The organism is Microbacterium sp. Root553 (assembly GCF_001426995.1).
Taxonomy (GTDB): Bacteria; Actinomycetota; Actinomycetes; order Actinomycetales; family Microbacteriaceae; genus Microbacterium.
Genome location: NZ_LMFY01000001.1, coordinates 300,140 through 321,206 on the forward strand (window position 1 = coordinate 300,140; position 21,067 = coordinate 321,206).

At 69.3% G+C, this 21,067-nt stretch carries 19 protein-coding genes; 12 read left to right on the top strand and 7 right to left on the bottom strand.

What is annotated here, in order from left to right; genetic code table 11:
• Nucleotides 1-46: 46 nt before the first annotated feature.
• The 4 genes from ASD43_RS01350 to ASD43_RS01365 form a co-directional block, all read right to left on the bottom strand.
• Nucleotides 47-1,201 (bottom strand): exonuclease SbcCD subunit D, encoded by a 1,155-nt coding sequence (locus tag ASD43_RS01350; protein WP_056412565.1) that lies wholly within the window; start codon nt 1,199-1,201, stop codon nt 47-49.
• A gap of 109 nt (nt 1,202-1,310) precedes the next feature.
• Nucleotides 1,311-2,756 carry an MFS transporter gene (locus tag ASD43_RS01355; RefSeq protein ID WP_056418835.1) on the bottom strand — a complete coding sequence of 482 codons (1,446 nt, stop codon included), beginning with the start codon at nt 2,754-2,756 and terminating at the stop codon, nt 1,311-1,313.
• A gap of 329 nt (nt 2,757-3,085) precedes the next feature.
• Nucleotides 3,086-3,553: a DIP1984 family protein gene (locus tag ASD43_RS01360; protein WP_056412567.1), complete on the bottom strand. Its 468-nt coding sequence runs from the start codon at nt 3,551-3,553 to the stop codon at nt 3,086-3,088.
• A gap of 65 nt (nt 3,554-3,618) precedes the next feature.
• Nucleotides 3,619-3,927, bottom strand: a complete 309-nt coding sequence (locus ASD43_RS01365) for a GNAT family N-acetyltransferase (protein WP_056412570.1) — start codon at nt 3,925-3,927, stop codon at nt 3,619-3,621.
• Nucleotides 3,928-4,253: 326 nt separating this feature from the next.
• Between ASD43_RS01365 and ASD43_RS01370 the strand changes: the two genes are divergently transcribed.
• The 6 genes from ASD43_RS01370 to ASD43_RS01395 all read left to right on the top strand — a co-directional run bounded on the left by ASD43_RS01370 (nt 4,254) and on the right by ASD43_RS01395 (nt 8,550).
• On the top strand, nt 4,254-4,955 hold the full coding sequence (locus ASD43_RS01370; protein ID WP_056412574.1) for a winged helix-turn-helix domain-containing protein: 702 nt from the start codon (nt 4,254-4,256) through the stop codon (nt 4,953-4,955).
• 35 nt (nt 4,956-4,990) lie between these two features.
• A complete protein-coding gene (locus ASD43_RS01375) occupies nt 4,991-5,950 on the top strand; it encodes a DNA-3-methyladenine glycosylase family protein (RefSeq protein WP_056418839.1) in 960 nt (319 codons plus the stop codon).
• Nucleotides 5,951-6,000: 50 nt separating this feature from the next.
• Nucleotides 6,001-6,198, top strand: a complete 198-nt coding sequence (locus ASD43_RS01380) for a hypothetical protein (protein ID WP_056412576.1) — start codon at nt 6,001-6,003, stop codon at nt 6,196-6,198.
• A gap of 67 nt (nt 6,199-6,265) precedes the next feature.
• A complete protein-coding gene (locus ASD43_RS01385; protein WP_056412579.1) occupies nt 6,266-6,673 on the top strand; it encodes a VOC family protein in 408 nt (135 codons plus the stop codon).
• 276 nt (nt 6,674-6,949) lie between these two features.
• Nucleotides 6,950-8,119 (top strand): RtcB family protein, encoded by a 1,170-nt coding sequence (locus ASD43_RS01390; protein WP_056412582.1) that lies wholly within the window; start codon nt 6,950-6,952, stop codon nt 8,117-8,119.
• A 152-nt stretch (nt 8,120-8,271) separates the two neighbouring features.
• Nucleotides 8,272-8,550 (top strand): hypothetical protein, encoded by a 279-nt coding sequence (locus ASD43_RS01395; protein ID WP_056418843.1) that lies wholly within the window; start codon nt 8,272-8,274, stop codon nt 8,548-8,550.
• 2 nt (nt 8,551-8,552) lie between these two features.
• On the opposite strand, the gene ASD43_RS01400 is transcribed toward ASD43_RS01395, so the two are convergent.
• Together ASD43_RS01400 and ASD43_RS01405 are read right to left on the bottom strand one after the other, a co-directional pair.
• Nucleotides 8,553-10,007 (bottom strand): MFS transporter, encoded by a 1,455-nt coding sequence (locus ASD43_RS01400; protein WP_056412586.1) that lies wholly within the window; start codon nt 10,005-10,007, stop codon nt 8,553-8,555.
• A gap of 55 nt (nt 10,008-10,062) precedes the next feature.
• The gene (locus tag ASD43_RS01405) at nt 10,063-11,406 is read right to left on the bottom strand and encodes a M20/M25/M40 family metallo-hydrolase (RefSeq protein ID WP_056412589.1); all 1,344 of its coding nucleotides are present in this window, start codon (nt 11,404-11,406) and stop codon (nt 10,063-10,065) included.
• A gap of 56 nt (nt 11,407-11,462) precedes the next feature.
• Between ASD43_RS01405 and ASD43_RS01410 the strand changes: the two genes are divergently transcribed.
• Together ASD43_RS01410 and ASD43_RS01415 are read left to right on the top strand one after the other, a co-directional pair.
• The gene (locus tag ASD43_RS01410; protein WP_056412592.1) at nt 11,463-12,473 is read left to right on the top strand and encodes an FUSC family protein; all 1,011 of its coding nucleotides are present in this window, start codon (nt 11,463-11,465) and stop codon (nt 12,471-12,473) included.
• Between the two features lie 102 nt (nt 12,474-12,575).
• Complete coding sequence (locus ASD43_RS01415; protein ID WP_056412595.1) at nt 12,576-12,842, top strand: glutaredoxin family protein; 267 nt, start codon at nt 12,576-12,578, stop codon at nt 12,840-12,842.
• 7 nt (nt 12,843-12,849) lie between these two features.
• On the opposite strand, the gene thrC is transcribed toward ASD43_RS01415, so the two are convergent.
• The gene (gene thrC, locus ASD43_RS01420) at nt 12,850-14,253 is read right to left on the bottom strand and encodes a threonine synthase (protein WP_056412599.1); all 1,404 of its coding nucleotides are present in this window, start codon (nt 14,251-14,253) and stop codon (nt 12,850-12,852) included.
• 190 nt (nt 14,254-14,443) lie between these two features.
• Between thrC and ASD43_RS01425 the strand changes: the two genes are divergently transcribed.
• From ASD43_RS01425 to treZ, 4 genes are read left to right on the top strand one after another with little or no spacing between them, the layout of a single operon-like run.
• On the top strand, nt 14,444-14,728 hold the full coding sequence (locus tag ASD43_RS01425; RefSeq protein WP_056412602.1) for a hypothetical protein: 285 nt from the start codon (nt 14,444-14,446) through the stop codon (nt 14,726-14,728).
• Complete coding sequence (gene glgX / locus ASD43_RS01430; RefSeq protein ID WP_056412605.1) at nt 14,725-16,935, top strand: glycogen debranching protein GlgX; 2,211 nt, start codon at nt 14,725-14,727, stop codon at nt 16,933-16,935. Before ASD43_RS01425 ends, glgX begins: the two co-directional genes overlap by 4 nt.
• A complete protein-coding gene (gene treY / locus ASD43_RS01435) occupies nt 16,932-19,280 on the top strand; it encodes a malto-oligosyltrehalose synthase (RefSeq protein WP_056412607.1) in 2,349 nt (782 codons plus the stop codon). The genes glgX and treY overlap by 4 nt, the downstream gene beginning before the upstream one ends.
• The gene (gene treZ / locus ASD43_RS01440; RefSeq protein WP_056412610.1) at nt 19,277-21,037 is read left to right on the top strand and encodes a malto-oligosyltrehalose trehalohydrolase; all 1,761 of its coding nucleotides are present in this window, start codon (nt 19,277-19,279) and stop codon (nt 21,035-21,037) included. The genes treY and treZ overlap by 4 nt, the downstream gene beginning before the upstream one ends.
• The last annotated feature ends 30 nt before the right edge of the window (nt 21,038-21,067 follow it).

A 21,067-nucleotide genomic window follows, 5' to 3' on the forward strand; every position in this document is an offset into this window, starting at 1 on the left:
CCTCGTCGCCGTCCGGACGTCGTCTTGGTGGGAGTTCATCGCCGGATCAGATCAGCGCGTCGGCACGGACGCGGTCGTCGAGCACCTCTCGGATCAGCTCSCCCTCGCGCTCGGTCGGGCCGTGTCCGGAGCGGACGTGCTCGAGGAAGGCCTCGATGCGCTCGGGGTCGGTGACCGCACCGCGCAGACGGTCGGCGTACGACCGCTCGATCACCCGCTCGGTCTCGGCAGGCTGGTGCATCACCATGGCGCAGTGCGGGTAGCGCTCGCGCAGACGCCGCATGGGCTCGGTCTGGGCGAGGGAGTCGGTGTAGACGGCGCACACCCAGTCGTCGGCGTGCGCTGCCACGTTCTCGGCGGAGAGGATCTCGTCGAGCGCGCCGGTGAGCGTCACGAGTCGGCGGGGCACCGGCAGATCGAGCCACGTGACCGAAGCCAGACCTGCCGCGTCGAGATCGACCACCCACGACCCGCGCGGCTTGCTCTGCTCGCCGAAGCTGTAATGCAGGGGCGCACCCGAATAGCGCACGCGCTCGCTGATCTGCTGGCGTCCGTGGATGTGGCCGAGCGCCACATAGTCGGGGCCGTCGAACACCGAGAGCGGCACGACGTCGAGACCGCCCTGCCTCACCTCGCGCTCGAGGCCGATCGTGGCGTCGACGCCGGCGGAGAAGCAGTGGGCGATCGCGACCGACCGACCGGGGTGCTCGGCCATGCCCGCGCGGACCAGATCCATCGCGTGGGCGAGGGTCTGCGCCTGCGTGCGCAGCTCGACCCCGTTCCAGTGCTGACGGACGATCGCGGGTTCGAGGTACGGGATGCCGTAGAACTGCACCGGACCGTCCGCATCCGTCAGCGTCACCGGGGTGCCGATGGCGCGGGGATCGGTCAGCACGTGGATTCCGTCGCGCAGCAGGCGTGCCTGGAATCCGAGGCGAGCGGCGGAGTCGTGGTTGCCGCTCGTGACGATCACCCGTGCGCCCGTCTCGTGCAGCGCGACCAGAGTGTCACCGAGCAGTGTGTACGCGGCGCCCGCCGGGGTCGCGGAGTCGAAGACGTCGCCAGCCACGATCACCACGTCGACCGCGTTCTCCCGCACCTGCTCGGTGAGCGCCTCGAGCACCTCGGCCAGCGCGTCCATGGTCGAGTTGCCATGAAAGGTGCGGCCGATGTGCCAGTCGGAGGTGTGCAGGATTCGCATACTCACACGCTACGAAGTGCCACCGACATTCGGTCCGAGGCGTGCCGCAGCGCCCGTTCCTGACCGTCGATCTCTTCGGATCCGGTCGGGAACGGGCGCCACGAGCGCGTCAGCGGGCGCCGACGGACGTTCCCGGACGCACCGGTGTCGGCACGTCCTTCGTGGTGCGGATCATCAGGGCGGCGATCACCGCGGCGGCGACCATGAAGATCGACGCGACGATGAAGATCCAGCCGTACGCGTCGGTCAGCTGCCGGGCGGACAGGTCCGCCTGCGCGTGCCCGCCGACGGATGCCGCGTACACCGCGGTGAACACCGACAGGCCGATCGACCCGCCGATCTGCATCGCGGAGTTGGTGACGGCCGATGCCACGCCCGCATCGTGCGGCGCGACTCCCGTCAGCGCGACGTTCTGCAGCGGGATGAACACGAACCCCATGCCGATGCCGAGGAGCACGAGCGCCGGGGCGATCTGCACGAGGTAGGCGCCGTCCGGGGTGATTCCCGAGAGCAGGAACAGACCGGCCGCCGCGATCAGCGGTCCCACGATCAGCATCGGACGCGGGCCGATCACGGCGAGGAGCTTCGTGGCGATGGGGGCGATGATCATCGTGGCGATCGGCAGCGGAAGCGTCGCGGCCCCTGCGGGCAGCGCGCCCATGCCGAGCACGAACTGGAGGTGGAAGGTCAGGTAGAGCGTCGAGCCGATCATGATCGCTCCGGCGACCCCCTGGATCAGGAACGCACCGCCGCGCACTCGGTCCGCCACCACGCGCAGGGGAAGCAGCGGCTGCGCGACCCGACTCTCGACCCACACGAACACGCCGAGCAGCACGACGCCGAGAGCGAGGAACGCGATCGTCAGAGGATCACCCCAGCCGTTCTCCGCGAGGCTGAATCCGTAGACGAGGGCTCCGAGGCCCAGGGTCACGGTGATCGCGCCCCAGACGTCGTAGCGGTTGTCTCCCTCGGCGCGGCTCTCGGTGAGGAAGAGCGCACCGCCGACGAGACCGACCGCGACGAAGAAGAGGTTGACCAGCAGGCACCAGCGCCAGTCGGTGAACTCGGTGAGGAATCCGCCGAGCAGCAGTCCGATGGCTGCACCGGTTCCCGCGACCGTTCCGAAGACCGCGAACGCGGTGTTGCGCTCCCGACCGGACGGGAAGGTGACGGTCAGCAGAGCGAGCGCCGCCGGGGCCAGGAGCGCCGCGAAGACGCCCTGCAGACCACGCGCGAGGATGAGCTCCCATCCCTGCTGCGCGAGCCCGCCGAAGAGGGATGCCGCGCCGAACCCGACCATGCCGATCATGAACGTGCGCTTGCGGCCGAGGTAGTCGGCGATGCGACCGCCGAGCAGCAGCAGCGCGCCGAACGCGAGGGCGTAGGCGGTGACGACCCACTGCCGCTGACCGTCGCTGAGGCCGAGAGCGGCCTGGGCGCGCGGGAGGGCGATGCTGACGATGGTGCCGTCGAGCACGACGATCAGCTGGGTGAGGGAGATGACGGCGAGCGCCCACCATCTGGTCTGGGGGCGGGCGCGCAAGGACGATGACATGGAAGAACCTCCGGTGTCGGGGACGATGCCGGAGGTTTCGAGCCTCGGACCAGCACGCTTCGAGCGCCTGACCACCTCAGCCGACGGGGCTGAGCAGAAGATCCATGATACCCGAGGTGAGACTCGGCGACTGCGAGCGGAAGGTCCCCTGACCCACCCTCGTCACGATGATCGGCACGTGGTGATGCGACATGCGCGATGCGCGGTCACATGTGCGGGGTGCGGGGCTGCGCGATGCGAATCAGGGCTGCCCTCCGCCCGACATGTGCCGGAATTGCCCCTCCGGCTGGGGGTGTGCCCGCCTCCTCGTGACTACCGACTTCCGCTCGTTACTCCTTCAGCTCATGCAGCCAGTTCGCCTGCTGGATCCGATTGTCGAGTTCTCGCAGCTCCTGCGCGACGGCGTCCGCGCGCGAGCGCAGCTCGGCGACGGGGAGCGCGGAGATCTGCCGCAGCTCCGAGCGCATCTGTCGGAGGAACTGGTCGTTCGCCCCGGATGCTGCAGCGGCGGCGTCGGCCAGCAGCGAGTGCCGCAGTCGGAGCACGTCGCGCGCGGCGAGCGCATCCGTCATCGTCCCGTCCGCACCGAGGTCGAGCGCCGCGTTGGTCGCGTTGATCCGGCGGATCAGATCCCGCAGCTGCACGAGGGCGGCATCGGCCTCGGCGAGGAGGGCCGCCGCATCTTCCGCCGGCTCCTCGCCTTCCTGATACCTGGCGTTCGCGGTGATGCGGGTCCGCAGCTGCTCGATACGACGCTGCAGATCGGCACGGGCGGCGAGGGCCTCGGCGAGTTTCATGCCATCATCCTGTCAGGGCGCCGTCGTGTAACACAGCGTCACACGGCGAGCGTCGCACGAACGCCTCAGCGCACCCGCAGGAGCGAGGCGTGCTCGGGGTGCGCCTCGAACCAGTCCGAGACGTACCAGCACACGGCATCGACCTTGCGGTCCCCGCGCTGCTCGATGTCGGCGACCGCACCCTCGACGACGACCGCTGCGTAGCCGTGTCCGCGGAAAGTCGGGATCGTGAAGGCCCGTGTCAGCGCGATCGTGTGTCCGTCGTCGCGATAGTCGAGGACGCTGACGAGCTGGCCGTCTCGCGTCAACGAGTATCGCGAGGCGTCTTTCTCGTCAGTGAGGATGAAGCCGGCTGCGAGGCTGGAGGAGGTCACACTCCCACGTTAAGCCCGCCGCCCGCACCGACGGCCGTTTTGACACGCGCGGACTTCTTCGGTCATAATCCCCCCATGACTACCAACGCAAGCCCTTCGTCCGCCCAGGAGGCGAACAGGACTGCCGGGATGATGATGCCCGGTCGCGTTGGCATGTGTTGCCGAATGTGTCGCTGAACGAACAGCCACTCCGTCTGACCTGACTCCTCGCGATCTGCGAGGACTGGTCTCCGAGCACCCACCCTTGCTCGCTTCCCGGCTCGCCCGGTCATTCATGCAACGCATCAGAGCCTCTCTCCGGCTCACGTCCTGAGGACTTCATCATCATGTCGAACATCGCACTTCTCGAGCGTCCCGTCGCCACCTCCGCACGCCCCGCCCCGCAGGCTCCTGTCGCCGCGCCGCTCGACGCGGATCTTCCCGCCGTCCGATCGCCCCGCGGCTTCGCCCTCTACGTCGGTCTCGACGAGATCAAGGCGGCCGAAGCAGGCGTCAGCCTTCCGCTCCTCGTCGATGCCCTGCGCCGCACCCTCGCCGAACTGGCACCGGGGGCCGAGACGCACGCCACCGTCGCCCTCGCCCCGCACGGATCGGGGGGCCGCGACCTCGATGTCGTCCGTCTGGCGCTGCACGAGCCCGGCGCGATCGCACGCACGAAGGCGGCGGCCGAAGAGGACATCACCGACGAGGAGGGCGGTGTCGTGGTCGACATCTCCCGCAAGCGCGTGCTGATCGACGGCGAGTCCGCCGCGTTCACCTACAAGGAGTTCGAGCTGCTGCAGTACCTCGTGCTCCGAGAGGGACGCACGATCGAGCGCAGCGAGCTCGTCTCCGCCCTGTGGCAGGCGCAGGACGACGAGACCCCGGGCGAGCGCACGATCGACGTGCACGTGCGGCGACTGCGCGCCAAGCTCGGCCGCTACGAGGACATCGTCCGCACCGTGCGCGGCATCGGCTACCGCTTCGACCGTCACGCCGACGTCGTCATCCGCTACGGCCACGGAACGCCCTCGCCCGACCGCTTCTGATCCGAGTGTCAGGACCGCCACGTATGGTGGGCGGCATGACCCTGACCGCGGATGCCGGAGCTGCCGACGCAGCCTCTCGGGAGCATCCGCGAGAGAGCGTCTACCGACCTTCCTCACCGCTCGATCTGCGCGCGACGGTGGGGATGCTGCGACGCGGCCCTGGCGACCCGACGATGGTGCACGACGGCCCCGTCATCTGGCGCGCGGTGCGCACCCCGTCCGGCCCCGCGACCGTCGCGCTCCGAGCACAGGGCGGCGAGATCAGGGCGAGCGCATGGGGCCGCGGCGCGGATCACGCCCTCGATGCGGTGCCGCGGCTGTGCGGGGCCGACGATGATCCGTCGGGCTTCGATCCGTCGCATCATCCGTTCATCGCCGAGGTCGCCCGCCGCTCCCCCGGCATCCGTCTGTCTCGCACCGACGTCGTCTTCGACGCTCTCGCGTGCGCCATCCTCGAGCAGAAGGTCACCGGGCTCGAGGCGTTCCGCGCCTGGCGTCTGATCGTCACGAAGTACGGCGAGCGTGCACCGGGCCCGACCCCGCGACCGATGTTCGCCGCTCCGACGGCGGAGCAGTGGCGGCGCATCCCCTCGTGGGAGTGGCATCGGGTGGGCGTGCAGCCGCCGCAGTCGAAGACGATCGTCCGGGTCGCCGAACGGGCCGAGAGCATCTCCCGCGCCCTGCGGGCCGCGCAGGACGGCGCCGACCGTGACCGCATTCTCACCAGCCTGCCCGGCGTCGGGGTGTGGACCTCCGCCGAGACCCGCCTCCGAGCGCTCGGCGACCCCGATGCGGTGAGCGTCGGCGACTACCACCTGGCGCATGAGGTCGGGTACGCACTCACCGGGCACCGGACCGACGACGACGGGATGCTCGAGCTCCTCGCGCCGTGGTCCGGTCACCGGCAACGGGTGATCCGGCTGATCTTCGCGAGCGGCGTCAGCGAGCCGCGCCGTGGCCCGCGACTCTCGCCCGAAGACCACCGCTCTCGCTGACCGCGCCGCGACCGATCCGCTCGCGGCTCGATCACCTCTAGGCTGAGGCCATGTCCCGCACTGCTCTCCGCTTCTCCGTCACCGCAGGACTCCTGATCCTCGGGATCGTGATCGGTCTGATCTTCCAGAACGTCTGGCTCGGCATCCTGCTCGCGGCGATCGTCTGGCTCGGCTGGTTCATCGGCTACGAGTCCCGCCGCGGACGCAACGCCGGGGTCAACGACGAGGATCACGGCATCGAGCTCTGACCGCCCTCGGGTGCGCCCGGTTGCGCGCCCCTGGCGCGACGCCGAAACCTCCTGCAAGACTGGCGGCATGGCACTTGTCGATCACCTGGGCATCACCGTCGACGACCTGGAGCAGGGGCGGGCGCAGTTCCACCCCGTGCTGACGGCGCTCGGGTACGAGTTCGGGAGCGAAGCCGAGGGCGGTATCTCCTGGCACCACGGCGACGAGACCGAGATCATCATCTTCGCCTCACGCGGCGAGAACACCGGCCCGCACGTGCACGGACGCGCCGGATGGCAGCATCTCGCGTTCGCGGTCGACTCCCGCGACGAGGTCGAACGCCTGCACGCCGTCGCCGTCGCCGCGGGGTGGACCGTGGTGCGCGAGCCCCGGATCTTCGAGCGTTTCAGCGAGAGCTACTACGCCTCGTTCGTCGAGGACGCCAGCGGCATCCGCGTCGAGTTCATGCACAACCCGCCTCACACCCGAACTTGACGCCCGGGCGTGTCGCACCCTAGTGTGGCAAAGCTGTGCCGATCGCGCACAACATTCATGCCGAGGAGACGACGGATGCCCGCTTCGCGGAACTTCCCCTTCACCGCGGTCTTGCCGCTTCAGCCGAAGCGCAATGACCGCTATGAGTCGTACCCTCCGGCGCGCGCCGTGTGACAGCATCCGCTGCCCTCTGCCCCGCACCGTCAGGTCCGGGGCACTTCTGTCTCTCACCAGATTTCCCGACCTGTGGCTGACCATCACACAAGGAAAGGAATCATGGAGAGGCTCTCCACACGGCTGCTCTCGTGGGCGTCGATGATCGATGAGAAGACACTCGATCAGGCGCTCACCACCGCCCGCATGCCGTTCATCCACCCGCACCTGGCACTGATGCCCGATGCCCACCTCGGCAAAGGAGCGACGGTCGGCTCGGTAATCCCGACGCTCGGCGCGATCATTCCCGCCGCCGTCGGCGTCGACATCGGCTGCGGCATGATCGCCGTCCGCACCCAGTTCACGAGGAGCGACCTGCAGGGGCGTGCGCTCGCGGAGCTGCGCGAGCAGATCGAACGCGCCATCCCGCTGTCCGCCGGCCGCTACAACAACACGGTGGTCGCGACCGCCGCTCCGCGCATCGCCGAACTCGAGGCGCTCGCGGAGAAGAGCGGATTCGACCCAGAGACGTACGCCGAGAACTGGCGCCTGCAGCTGGGAACGCTCGGCTCCGGCAACCACTTCATCGAGGTGTCGGTCGATGAACTCGACCGGGTCTGGCTGTTCCTGCACTCGGGGTCCCGCGGCGTCGGCAACAGGATCGCGGGACACCACATCGTCGTCGCGCAGAGACTCGCGAAGCAGTGGTGGATCGACCTTCCCGACCGCGATCTGGCATACCTGGTCGAGGGCACACCAGAATTCACCCGGTACATCAGCGAGCTGCGGTGGGCGCAGCACTTCGCGCTGCTCAACCGGGACGAGATGATGGACCGCGTCGCGCGGCAGGTGTCCGAGTTCCTCGGCACGCCGGTCGATGAGCAGGAGCGCATCAACTGCCACCACAACTTCACCGAGTCGGAGAAGCACTACGGCGCGCAGGTCTGGGTGTCGAGGAAGGGTGCGATCCAGGCGGATGCCGGGCGCCCCGGGCTGATCCCCGGGTCGATGGGAACCGCGTCGTACGTGGTCGAAGGACTCGGCGACCCCCAGTCGCTGAACTCCTCGCCGCACGGCGCCGGGCGGGAGTACTCGCGGTCCGCGGCGCGCCGCACGTTCTCGCACGAGCAGCTGCGCGAGGCGATGACCGGCATCGAGTTCCGCGACACCAGCGCCTTCATCGACGAGATCCCGCAGGCATACAAGCCGATCGATCAGGTCATGGCGGATGCCGCGGGTCTGGTGTCGATCCGGCACACGCTGCACCAGCTCGTCAACGTCAAGGGCGACTGAACAGAGGAGGAGCCGGTGGACGATCGTCGTCGGCTCCTCCTGCACAGCTGTGCTGTCGCGACAGTTCTCCCCGCAAGATGGGATGACGGTATACAGCGACGTGGATCCCGAGGCGCAGTCTGGAACGATGCGAGGATGACACGGTGCACCTCATGAACGACGCTCAGATCTGGACGATGATCGGGTGCTTCACCGCTCTCATGTTCGGGATGCTGACGGTCGTCTCGACGCTCTTCATCCGCGTCGTCCGGGCCGAGATCGGCGGACTCCGCGGGGAGGTCGGTGGGCTCCGCGGGGAGATGAACGCCCAGATCGGCGGGCTCCGCAACGAGATGAACGCCCGCTTCGACGCGGTGAACTCGCGCATCGACGGGCTCGATCGTGACATGCAGGCCGTCGTGAAGCGCACCTTCGGCCTCGACCGCGACTGACGTCAGACGATCGGGGCGGCGACCGCCTCGGCGTCCGCCCGGTCGGTGAACGCCTCCTTCGGGACGAACACGAGGATCGCGGCCGCCACGAGTGCGGTGACACCGCAGACCACCCAGACCGTGATGTAGCCGGCGAAGGATCCGGCTGTGCCCTCGACCGCTCCGCTCACGCCGTTCAGCAGCGCGATGCCGAAGACGCACGACGCGATCGCCCCGCCCACGGTCTTGACCGAGTTCGTGAGTCCCGTCGCGACGCCGGTCTGGGTGGCGGGCGCGGCCGAGGCGGCCGCCGCGGGAAGAGCCGCCACGAGCGCACCCGATCCGAGTCCGACGACGGCCATGTTCGTGACGACCTGCAGATACGAGTCATGGAACGGCAGGAAGAGGAGGAAGCCGATGCCCACGAGCAGCGACGCACCCATGAGAGTCACCCGCGGGGTGAGCACCCGCGCGATCACCGGGAACAGCAGGGCGCCGACGATCATCGCGATCAGATACAGCCCGATGATCAGGGAGGTCGCGAACCCGGTCGTGCCCAACCCATAGCCGTACTCGCCGGGGTCGGTGCGGGCGAAGGTCGACAGCGGCGCCTGGGCTCCGAGCACGCTCACGCCGAACAGTCCGGCGGTGAGGAACACCGGGCCGAGCGCGGGCGAGCGGAACATGCGCACGTCGATGAGCGGATCCTCGCAGCGCAGCTCCCAGAGCACGAAGGGGATCACGAGCAGGATGCCGAGGAGCACCACCGCCCACGACCACGGGTTCGCGAGTCCACCCTCGAGGCGCAGCAGGCTGAGGCCACCGGTGAAGCAGATCAGCGCCATCGAGATGAGCACGACGCCGACGGTGTCGAAGACGCCGCCTGTCGGGTCGGGCGATTCCTTCACCCCGAACAGGATCACGAAGAAGCAGACGACGATGAGCACGGCCGGGATGAGGAGCACGACCGTCAGCGGCAGCACGTCGATGAGAGCCCCGCCGACCAGCGCTCCGATGATGGCACCGCCCTCGAGCGCCGCGACGAGGAGTCCTGCCGCCTTCGCCGTGATCGACGACCGTCCCTCCATGCGCCGCGAGCGCGACCAGATCAGCGCGATCTCGAGCGGCAGCCACACGACGTAGAAGCCCATCAGCGTCCAGCCGATGAGGAACACGGGAAAGGAGTCGGTGAAGGGCAGCACCAGGGCTGCCGCGGCGGTCAGCGCGGTGGATATCAGCAGCATCCGCTTGTGGCCGACCATGTCGCCGAGCTTCGCGAACGCGGGCACGACGAGCGCCGACAGCATGAGCTGCGTGCCTTCGAGCCAGTTGACGTCGGCGTCGTGGATGCCGAGATGACGAGCGATGTCGGTGAGCATGGGCGTGTAATAACCCTGCAGGACGCCGCTGGTGAATTCGACGAACGCCAGGAACCCGACGACCGTGGCCAGAGTGCCCAGAGTGCGGCTGCGCGTCATCGCGGCTCCTCGATGAAAGGGATGACCGGGCGCTCGAGCACCCGGCGGGGTGAGATCACCCTAGCCCGAGGATGAGGGCGCGGTGGAACCGCTCCCCCCGCTCGAGGGCTGCGATCTCGACGTATTCATCGACCCCGTGGATCGACGCGCGCTGCGCGTTCGACATCTCCAACGGTGCGAAGCGGTAGACGGCGGGCGCGAAGCGATGGAAATGCCGCGAATCCGTCGCCGCCATCATCACGTACGGCACCGCTGCGACCCCCGGATGCGACACCGCGAGCGCATCGGCCAGCAGCGCGAACTGGGCGTTGTCGGTCGCGGACTCGGGCGACGGAGCACTCGCCTCCTCGACCGTCACGGTGACGAGCGGATCGCGGATGCGCCTGCGGACCCGCAGCACGGCCTGCTGGGGCGTCTCCCCGAGCGCGATCCGCAGGTTGAGAGTCGCCGATGCCTGCGACGGGAGGACGTTCGCGGCCGTGCCGCCGGACTGCATGGTCGGTGCCACCGTCGTGCGCACGAGAGCCGAGGACTCGCCGCCGAGAGCGGCGAACAGGCGACCGGTGAGCCACGGCGCGGATCCCAGCAGTCTCAGCAGATGACCTGCCTGCCCCGGGGTCTGCGCCCCGAGCTGCGACAGCATCCGACCGACGGCCCTCGACGGACGGGGACGGAACGTCGACGGCCCCAGACGCTCGAGAGCGCGGGCGATCCGGCGGACGGCCGTGCGCGTCGGAGGCGCCGACGCATGCCCGCCGTCGCCGCGTGCCGAGAGCGTGAGGGTCATCAGGCCCTTCTCCCCGACCCCGATCATGGCGGCTCGCCCAGGGACGAACGGCAGCGGAGCGTCGACGACGGCGCCACCCTCGTCGACCACGAGCCAGGGCACGATGCCGCGCTCGCGGAACGAGCGGGCGATCTCCCTGGCGGCATCTCCGTACGTCTCCTCATTGCCGCCGAACGAGAGATAGACGTCGCGAGCGGGCACGACGCCCTCGGCGAGGAGGTTCTCGACCGCTTCGAGCACCACGAGCAGCGGCCCCTTGTCGTCGAGTGCGCCCCGCCCGTGCACGAGACCGTCGGCGATCACACCGGCGAACGGCGGGTGCGTCCACTCGTCGCTCTCGTCGACCGGCACGACGTCGTAGTGGGCCATGAGCACCACGGGGCCACCGGGCGCGGCGCCACTGCCCGCCCAGTGGAAGAGCAGTCCGAACTCGGTGTGCCTCTCGATGGTGAGCCGCTCGTGCACGAGCGGGTAGAGCTCGGCGATCAGTGCCACGAAGTCCTCGAACGGACCGGTTCCCCGCTGCTCGAGTTCTGCCGAGACGGTCGGCAGCTGGATCATCTGCGCGAGGCGCTCGGCGATTCCGGGGCGGGGTGCGGTCACGTCGGCCATCGTATCGCCGGCCCTCCGTGTCACGGGCGGCGAGCGAGGCGCGAGACAATGGAGGGATGAGTCTGTTCGCTCTGGCCCCCACGCGCGGTCCGCGCTGGCACCTGGCGACGCAGGCCGCTCTCGGCATCGCCGTCCCGATCGCCGTCATGACCGTGCTCGGCGCGCCGTCGCTCGGCTACATCGCGGCGTCCGGGGCCTTCACCGTGCTCTTCGCGGGCGCCGCGCCGGTGCGGGATCGGGCGCGGATCCTGCCGTTCGTGGCCGCCGGCCTCATAGTCAGCGCCCTTCTCGGCGTCCTGGCCTCCGCGAGCCCGTGGCTGGTGAGCATCGGCGTGGTCGTCGTCGCGATCGTCGGCGCGGCTCTCTCGTTCGGGTTCCGCCTCGGCCCGCCCGGCCCCCTGTTCTTCGTGCTGGTGTTCGGTCTCTCCGCCCACGTGATCGCCAGTTCGCCGATCCCGCCGACCGGCTACATCGCGGCACTCGCGGCAGGCTGCACGTTCTCCTACGCGGTCGCGATGGCGCCGCTGCTCCTCCCCCGCGCACGGGCGGTAGCCCCGACCCCGCTGCGACGGCTCTTACCCGGCCCCGCGTTCACGGCCGACACACGCATGCTCGTGCTGCGCGTGGCGATCGTCGCGGTCCTCGGCGTGCTGCTGGGCCTGCTCGTCGATCCGACACGGACCTATTGGATCGTCGGTTCCGCGGTCGCCGTGGTCGGGGTCGCCGCCGCGCGTCGCGCCGCCCTGCAGCGAGGACTCCACCGGATGCTCGGCACCGTGGTCGGAGCAGGCGTGTACGCACTGCTCGCGCTGCTGCATCCGTCAGGTCTCTGGCTGGCGCTGCTGCTGGGCGCGCTCCAGTTCACGATCGAGCTCGTGGTGGTGCGCAACTACGCCCTGGCGCTCGTGTTCATCACTCCGCTGGTGCTGCTGCTCACCGGCGCGGCGACCGGCGAGATCGGATCGATGCAGGTCGCCGGGGAGCGGATCATCGACACCCTGGTGGGTGCGGCGCTCGGCGCGGCCTCGGGAGTACTGCATCCCCGAGCGGCCCCCGCAGCCCCCTGACCCGGGCTCTGCGCAGGCGGGGACACCGCCCCCGGGAACACCGCACCCGGGAACACCACACCGAGCCGATCGGTTGCATCGGGAGGATCGAGAAGGAGCCCGATGGAACTGACGCTGGTCACATCCGCGTTCTGCGGAGCCTGCTCCCGCACGCGCGCGGTCCTCGCGGATGCGGTGCGATTCCTGCCGGACGCGACGGTGACCGAGATAGACGTCGCCCGGGAACCGGATGCGGCCGAAGCCCTCGACATCCGCTTCACACCGACCGTCATCATCCGCGATGCGTCCGGCGCCGAGGTGTTCCGCGCCGAGGGCGTGCCGACCGTGCCTCAGGTCCTCACCGCGGCGGTGAAGGCCCTCCCGGCCTGAGCACCGGTCAGCGCAGCGCGTTCGCCTCGATGAACGCGCGCAGCTCGTGCTCGTCGTCGGCCATCTCGCTGGTGCGCTGCGGGGCATCGAGCATCGCGCGCAGCTCCGACGGGTACTCGAGCTCGACACCGATCGCCTCACGGATCGTCTCGGCGAACTTCTGCGGCTTCGCGGTCTCGAGCACCAGCATCGGCACTCCGGGCTCCACGTACTCCCGCGCGACCTTGACGCCGTCGGCGGTGTGCGGATCGATGATGTCGCCCGAGGCGTCGTAGACCGCTTCGATCGTGGCGAGCCGGTCGGCGTGCGTCGAGGTGCCGCTCACGATGCCGAACTCCTCGATGAACCGCGAGAGGTCCGCGGTGAAGTCGAAGTGCCCCTTGTCGTCGAGGTCCTTCCAGGCGCTGACCACGCGCGAGGCGTCTCGCCCCACCAGCTCGAAGATGAAGCGCTCGAGGTTCGACGCCTTCGAGATGTCCATCGAGGGGCTCGAGGTCGCCAGGGTCTGCGCGGCGCTGCGGGGACGGTAGACCCCGGTGCGGAAGAACTCGTCGAGCACGTTGTTCTCGTTCGCGGCGAGGACGAGGCGACGGATCGGCAGCCCCATCTGCTTCGCGAAGAACCCGGAGAGGATGTTGCCGAAGTTGCCCGACGGCACCGTGAACGAGACCTCGGTCCATCCGCCGACGTCCGTCGCCCTCAGCCAGGCCCAGAAGTAGTAGACGACCTGCGCGGTGATGCGCGCGAGGTTGATGGAGTTGACTGCGCCCAGGTTCTGCGCGCGCTTGAAATCGAGGTCGCCCGCCAGCTTCTTGACGAGGTTCTGGCAGTCGTCGAACACGCCGTCGACGACGATGTTGTGGATGTTCTCATCGTCGAGCGAGAACATCTGCGCACGCTGGAACGCGCTCATGCGTCCCTTCGGCGACAGCATGAAGACCGAGATGCGATCCTTGCCGCGCAGGGCGTGCTCGGCCGCAGATCCGGTGTCTCCCGAGGTCGCGCCGAGGATGTTCAGCACCGAGCCCTTGCGTTCGAGCGCGTACTCGACGACCTGGCCGAGGAACTGCATCGCCATGTCCTTGAACGCCAGCGTCGGCCCCTCCGAGAGCCCCACCAGGGTGAGGTCATCGTCGATCGCCCGCAGCGGCACGACCGCCTCGGGGAACGGCTCGTAGGCCGCCGCCGTCATGCGCGCGAGGTCGGCGCGGGGGATGTCGGTGGCGAAGAGACCCAGCACCTCGGTCGCGAGCTGCGGATAGGTCAGTGCGCGCCAGCGCTCGAGGGTCTCGCCGTCGACCGTCGGCATCGTCTCGGGCACCGCGAGACCGCCGTCGGGGGCGAGTCCTTCGAGCAGCGTCTCGCAGTACGGCAGCGGCTGCATGCCGCCTCGGGTGGAGATGTACTGCACGGAAGCTCCTCGGTTCGGGATCGGCGCGGGAACTCCATTGTCGCAGGTGCGGCCGCCCTGATTTCACGGGTCGGCCACGGGCGCGCGGGCACGACTCGAGACATAGCGCGTGATCGCCCTGCTGGCAATGGGATATCCCAGATTCACCCCCGCTCCTATCGTGAGAGCATCAAGAGAATCAGGAGCCATCATGACTGCGAAGACCCATGCCGCACATGACCGGGAGTCCCCGCGGGACCAGGCTTCACAGGGAACCACGACTCCGGTCGAAACCCTCTACGAGCGCGTCGACCTCGATCGTTACGTCGTCATGCACGACGGCCCGATAGGTTACATCGAACACGTTCATCCGGTCTTCGTCTGCTACGTCGGCCACCCCTACCCGAAAGCCGACGAGGTGGCGCAAGTGCACGACTTCCACGATGCTCTTCAGACCGTTCTGCACCGTGCAGTCGCGATGCGGCACGCGCGGTGAGCCACGACGTCTGGCCTGGATCCCCTTACCCGCTCGGCGCGACCTTCGATGGTCAGGGCACGAACTTCGCCCTGTTCAGCGAGGGCGCCGAGAAGGTCGAGCTGTGCCTGTTCGACGACGAGGGCACCGAGGAGCGGGTGCCGCTCGACGAGGTCGACGCGTTCGTATGGCACGGCTACCTGCCGTCCGTGCAGCCGGGCCAGCTCTACGGGTACCGCGTGCACGGCCCCTACGATCCCGCGCAGGGTCAGCGCTTCAACCCGAACAAGCTGCTGCTCGACCCGTACGCCAAGTCCGTGTCGGGTGAGATCGACTGGGGTCAGCCGCTCTTCGGCTACACCTTCGGCGACCCCGATTCGCGCAACGACGAGGACTCGGCCGCCACCATGGCGAAGGGCGTCGTCATCAACCCCTTCTTCGAGTGGGCCGGCGACCGCCTCCCGAAGACGCCGTATGCGCAGAGCGTGATCTACGAGGCCCACGTCAAGGGGCTCACCCAGCTGCATCCCGACGTCCCCGAGGAACTGCGCGGCACCTACGCGGCGATCGCGCACCCGTCGGTCATCGAGCACCTGGTGCACCTCGGGGTCACCGCACTCGAGCTCATGCCGGTGCATCAGTTCGTGAACGACTCGACGCTGCAGGAGAAGGGCCTCTCGAACTACTGGGGCTACAACACGCTCGCCTTCTTCGCCCCGCACAACGACTACGCCTCCAGCGGCGAGCACGGCCAGCAGGTGCAGGAGTTCAAGGCGATGGTGCGCGCGCTGCACGCGGCGGGCATCGAGGTCATCCTCGACGTGGTGTACAACCACACCGCCGAAGGCAACCACATGGGCCCGATGCTCTCGATGAGAGGCATCGACAACGAGGCCTACTACCGGCTCGAAGAGGACCGTCGCTACTACACCGACTACACCGGCACCGGGAACAGCCTCAACGCGGGCAACCCGCACGCGCTGCAGCTCATCATGGATTCGCTGCGGTACTGGGTGACCGAGATGCACGTCGACGGCTTCCGCTTCGACCTCGCGTCGACCCTCGCGCGGGAGTTCTACGACGTCGACCGGCTCGCGGCGTTCTTCGAGCTCGTGCAGCAGGACCCGATCGTCTCTCAGGTGAAGCTCATCGCCGAGCCGTGGGACGTCGGCCCCGGCGGCTACCAGGTCGGCAACTTCCCCCCGCAGTGGACAGAGTGGAACGGCAAGTACCGCGACACCGTGCGCGACTTCTGGCGCGGGGAGCCGCAGGCCCTCGGCGAGTTCGCCTCGAGGCTGACCGGCTCGGCCGACCTCTACGAGCACTCGGGCCGTCGCCCTGTCGCGTCGATCAACTTCGTCACCGCGCACGACGGGTTCACGCTGCGTGACCTCGTCTCGTACAACGAGAAGCACAACGAGGCCAACGGCGAGGACAACAACGACGGGGAGTCGCACAACCGCTCGAGCAACCAGGGCGTGGAAGGACCGACCGACGACGAGAGCGTCAACCGGGTGCGCGCCCGGCAGCAGCGCAATTTCCTTGCCACCCTTCTGCTGTCGCAGGGCGTGCCCATGATCGCCCACGGCGACGAACTCGGACGCACGCAGCACGGCAACAACAACGGCTATGCGCAGGACAACGAACTGACCTGGATCGACTGGGAGGCCGCGGATCGACCCCTCGTCGAGTTCACGGCCGCCGTCGCAAGACTGCGTCGTGCGCACCCGACCTTCCGGCGCAGCCGATTCTTCGACGGACGCCCTGTGCGGTCGGAGGACGGCGAGCGCGTGCCGGACGTCGTCTGGCTGCGCCCCGACGGCGGTCGGATGGAGCCGGAGGACTGGGATTCGGGCTTCGGGCTCGCGATCGGCATGTTCCTGAACGGACAGGGCATCCGGGAGAAGGATCGCCGCGGCCGGCCCGTGTCGGATCAGAACTTCCTCGTCTACTTCCACAGCGGAGCGGATGCGATCGACGCGATGCTCCCCGATGACAGGCACGGTCGCGCCTGGGAGGTCGCCATCGACACCGCCGGCGATCGCGCAGGCGGACCCGCGATCGACGCCGGCGCCCCGGTGACGCTCGAGGCCCACTCGATGCTGGTGCTGCGCGAGGTCGACCAGACCGAGGTGCCAACCGACGATTCCGTGGAGGCGTCGTTGCGCATCCAGACCGAACGCGCGGAGGCCCCGGCGCCCGCACCGAGCCCGGAGCTGCCTCGATGACGCGACGACCTCTCTCGACGTACCGGTTGCAGATCCGACAGGGGTTCACCCTCGACGATGCGGCGGAGGCGGCGGGATATCTCGCCGACCTCGGCGCGTCGTGGGCGTATCTGTCGCCGCTGCTCGCAGCGGTGCCCGGATCCGATCACGGGTACGACGTCGTCGATCACTCCCGTGTCGACCCGGAGCGCGGAGGGCCGGAGGGCCTGACGCGATTCGCCGCTGCGGCGCGCGCGGCGGGTCTCGGCATCCTCGTCGACATCGTGCCGAACCACGTCGGCGTGGCCCTGCCGCGCGCGAACCACTGGTGGTGGGATCTGCTGCGCCTCGGCACCTCGTCGCGGCATGCGATCGCCTTCGACGTCGACCGGCGGGTGTCGGCGGGTCGGGTGCGGCTGCCGATTCTCGGCTCGTCGCCCGCCGAGGTGCTCGCCGCCGGTGAGATCACGATCGACACCACCCCCGCAGACGACGCCCCCGACGGCACGCTGCACTACTTCGACCACGAGCTTCCGCTGGCCCCCGGCACGGCCGCCCTCGCGGACGATCTCCCCGCCCTCCTCGACGCCCAGCACTACGAACTGCGCTTCTGGGAGGACCAGAACACCGACCTCGACTACCGCCGCTTCTTCGCGGTCTCGGAGCTCGCCGGCATCCGTGTCGAGATCCCCGACGTCTTCGAGGAATCCCATCGGGAGATCGTGCGGTGGATCACCGAGGGCCTGGCGGACGGCCTGCGGGTGGACCACCCCGACGGGCTCGTCGACCCCGGCACCTACCTGGAGCGCCTCGCGGATGCGACCGGCGCCGCCTACACGGTCGTCGAGAAGATCCTCGAGCCCGGCGAGGAGCTGCCCTCGTGGTGGCGCACCGACGGCACCACCGGGTACGACGCTCTCGTGGAGTTCGATCGCGTGCTGATCGACGGCGACGGCGTGCGCGCGCTCGACGAGCTCGACGCACGCCTGCGGGAGGACTCGGGCCTCCCGCCCGCCGCATCCTGGCAGGATCTCATCCACTCGACGAAGCGGATGATCGCCGACGAGCTGCTGCGGTCCGAAGTGCGACGCCTGGTGCGCTCCCTGCCGTTCGGGGTCGTGGACGCCGAGGAGGCGCTCGCCGAGATCATCGCGAGCTTCCCCGTGTATCGCGCGTACCTGCCTGCCGGGCACGAGCATCTGCAGAATGCGCTCGATGATGCGGCCGCCCGGCGACCCGACCTCGCGACCGCGATCGCCGAGCTCGCTCCCCTGCTCGTCGACACCGACCTCGAGATCGCCGAGCGATTCCCGCAGGTCACCGGCGCCGTGATGGCGAAGGGCGTCGAGGACACCGCCTTCTACCGCTATACGCGCCTCGGCACCCTCACCGAAGTCGGCGGCGATCCGTCGATCGCCTCGATCACGGTCGAGGCCTTCCACGACGCCCAGCGCGCGCGACTCGCGTCGTGGCCGCACTCGCTGACGGCCCTGTCGACCCACGACACGAAGCGCTCGGAGGATGTCCGGGCGCGGCTCTCGGTGCTCGCCGAGATTCCGGGGCGCTGGGCCGAGGTCCTCGCGGAGCTCCGCAGCATCGCCTCCACCGGACACGGCCCCCTCGACGCGCTGCTCTGGCAGGCGGCGGTCGGCGCCTGGCCGATCACCGCCGAGCGGATGAGCCAGTACGGGCTCAAAGCCGCCCGAGAGGCCGCCGAGTCCACCGCCTGGCAGCATCCCGACGAGGACTTCGAGAAGGGCGTCATCGCGATCGCGGAGGCCACCGAGGGTTCCGCCCGCGAGGTGCTCGACGCCTTCGTGGCCGAGATCGTCGACGCCGGACGGGTGAACTCCCTCTCCGCGAAGCTCCTGCAGCTCACGACCCCCGGCGTCCCCGATGTGTACCAGGGCACCGAGCTGTGGGATCACTCCCTCGTCGATCCGGACAATCGGCGGCCCGTGGACTTCGGCGCGCGCGCCGACCTGCTGCGTCGGATGGATGCGGATGCCGTACGCGGCGTCCTCCCGCCGATCGACGACTCGGGCGCCGCGAAGATGCTCGTCACCTCTCGCGCGCTGCGCCTGCGCCGCGACCACCCCGAACTCTTCGACGGCTACCGCCCCGGCACCGTGGCGGGCGAGGCGTCCGCACACGCCGTCGCCGTCGACCGGGGCGGCGTCCTCGCCGTCGCGACCCGCCTCCCCGTCGGCCTCGCCGACCGGGGCGGGTGGGGCGACACCGTGCTGCTGCGGCGTGAGATCCCCGCGACCGACGTGCTGACGGGGCGGCGGATCGCCGCGGGTCCGGTACGCCTGTCCGAGCTTCTCGACACGTACCCCGTCGCCCTGCTGGTGGAGGACCGATGATCTCCGTCTGGGCGCCGCGCGCCGAGTCCGTGCGGCTTCGCCGACTCACCCCGGCCTGCGTGACCATCTCGGAGCACGATCTCAGCCGTGACGGACAGCCCGACGGGTGGTGGAGCTCCGACGTCGCCATGGCCGAAGGCGAGCGCTACGGATTCCTGCTCGACGAGAGCTCGATGCTGCGCCCAGACCCGCGGTCGCGTCGACAGCCCCGAGGCGTGCACGGACCGTCGGCGCTCTACGATGCGTCCCGGTTCGAGTGGACGGACGACGACTGGGCAGGGCGCGAGCTCGCCGGGGGCATCGTCTACGAGCTGCATGTGGGGACCTTCACGCCGGAGGGGACCCTCGACGCGCTGATCGGACGACTCGACCACCTCGTCTCCCTGGGCGTCACCCATGTCGAACTGCTGCCGGTGAATGCGTTCAGCGGACGATGGAACTGGGGATACGACGGAGTGCTGTGGTACGCCGTCCACGAGGGCTACGGCGGGCCCGCCGGGTACCAGCGACTCGTCGATGCCGCGCACGCCCGCGGGCTCGCGGTGATCCAGGACGTCGTCTACAACCATCTCGGCCCGAGCGGCAACTACCTTCCCGAGTTCGGTCCGTACCTGCGCGACGGCGAGCACAACACGTCCTGGGGGGACTCGCTGAATCTGAGCGAGCCGACCGTGCGCGAGTACATCCTCGAGAACGCGCTCATGTGGCTGCGCGACTTCCACGTCGACGGTCTGCGCCTCGATGCCGTGCATGCGCTGCACGACGAGCAGACCCCGCACATCCTCCAGGAGATGGCGGAACGCGTCGATGCTCTCGCCGCCGAGCTCGGCCGACCGCTCACCCTCATCGCGGAGTCCGACCTCAACGACCCCACCCTCGTCCTGCCCAGGGACGAGGGCGGATACGGACTGACCGCGCAGTGGTCGGACGATTGGCACCATGCGGTGCACGTCGCCCTCACCGGGGAGACCGAGGGCTACTACGCCGACTTCGCCGCCTCGGATGCCGTCGCGAAGGTGTCGCAGAGCGGTTTCTTCCACGACGGAACCCACTCCTCCTTCCGCGGCCGCGCGCACGGGCATCCACTGCCGGCCGAGGTTCCGTCCTGGCGCCTGGTCACCTTCACCCAGGACCATGATCAGATCGGGAACCGCGCGGCGGGCGACCGGCTCTCGGCATCGCTGTCGGCGGATCGCCTCGCGGTCGCCGCCGTGCTCACGCTCACCGCGCCGGGCACACCGATGCTGTTCATGGGCGAGGAATGGGGGGCGACCACGCCCTGGCAGTTCTTCACCTCGCACGAGGAGCCGGAGCTCGCCAAGGCCACCGCCGAAGGTCGCATCGCCGAGTTCGCGCGCATGGGGTGGGACCCCGCCCAGGTGCCCGACCCGCAGGATCCGGCGACCTTCGAGCGCTCGCACCTCGACTGGGCCGAGCTCGACCGCCCTCGGCAGGCGCGCATGCTCGATCTTCATCGACGACTGATCGCGCTGCGCCGGGAACTGCCCGATCTCACCGACCCCGATCTCGCGCACACCCGTGTGACCGTGATGCACGAGGATGCCGCCCCCGATGCCCGCGCGTACCGCCTCGATCGCGGCGACGTGTCGGTGCTGGTGAACCTGACCGCCGGCGAGATCGAGTTCGAGCTGGCGCCCGACGCCCGGGTGCTGCTCGAGACCACGCCTGTGCGCATCTCCTCCCGGACCATCGCGCTCCCCTCCGAGTCGGCGGTTATCGTCGGGCCGGCCGACTAGGGTCCATCGATACACGATCCGCTGAGTTCA

Coding starts and splice junctions, on each gene's coding strand:
- ASD43_RS01405 (WP_056412589.1), bottom strand. CDS start 11,406: ATGGCCGACGTGACCGCACCCCGCCCCGGAATCGCCGAGCGCCTCGCG.
- ASD43_RS01360 (WP_056412567.1), bottom strand. CDS start 3,553: ATGAAACTCGCCGAGGCCCTCGCCGCCCGTGCCGATCTGCAGCGTCGT.
- treY (WP_056412607.1), top strand. CDS start 16,932: ATGACGCGACGACCTCTCTCGACGTACCGGTTGCAGATCCGACAGGGG.
- ASD43_RS01390 (WP_056412582.1), top strand. CDS start 6,950: ATGGAGAGGCTCTCCACACGGCTGCTCTCGTGGGCGTCGATGATCGAT.
- ASD43_RS01380 (WP_056412576.1), top strand. CDS start 6,001: ATGTCCCGCACTGCTCTCCGCTTCTCCGTCACCGCAGGACTCCTGATC.
- ASD43_RS01395 (WP_056418843.1), top strand. CDS start 8,272: ATGAACGACGCTCAGATCTGGACGATGATCGGGTGCTTCACCGCTCTC.
- ASD43_RS01385 (WP_056412579.1), top strand. CDS start 6,266: ATGGCACTTGTCGATCACCTGGGCATCACCGTCGACGACCTGGAGCAG.
- ASD43_RS01355 (WP_056418835.1), bottom strand. CDS start 2,756: ATGTCATCGTCCTTGCGCGCCCGCCCCCAGACCAGATGGTGGGCGCTC.
- ASD43_RS01425 (WP_056412602.1), top strand. CDS start 14,444: ATGACTGCGAAGACCCATGCCGCACATGACCGGGAGTCCCCGCGGGAC.
- treZ (WP_056412610.1), top strand. CDS start 19,277: ATGATCTCCGTCTGGGCGCCGCGCGCCGAGTCCGTGCGGCTTCGCCGA.
- ASD43_RS01370 (WP_056412574.1), top strand. CDS start 4,254: ATGTCGAACATCGCACTTCTCGAGCGTCCCGTCGCCACCTCCGCACGC.
- ASD43_RS01410 (WP_056412592.1), top strand. CDS start 11,463: ATGAGTCTGTTCGCTCTGGCCCCCACGCGCGGTCCGCGCTGGCACCTG.
- ASD43_RS01375 (WP_056418839.1), top strand. CDS start 4,991: ATGACCCTGACCGCGGATGCCGGAGCTGCCGACGCAGCCTCTCGGGAG.
- ASD43_RS01400 (WP_056412586.1), bottom strand. CDS start 10,007: ATGACGCGCAGCCGCACTCTGGGCACTCTGGCCACGGTCGTCGGGTTC.
- ASD43_RS01415 (WP_056412595.1), top strand. CDS start 12,576: ATGGAACTGACGCTGGTCACATCCGCGTTCTGCGGAGCCTGCTCCCGC.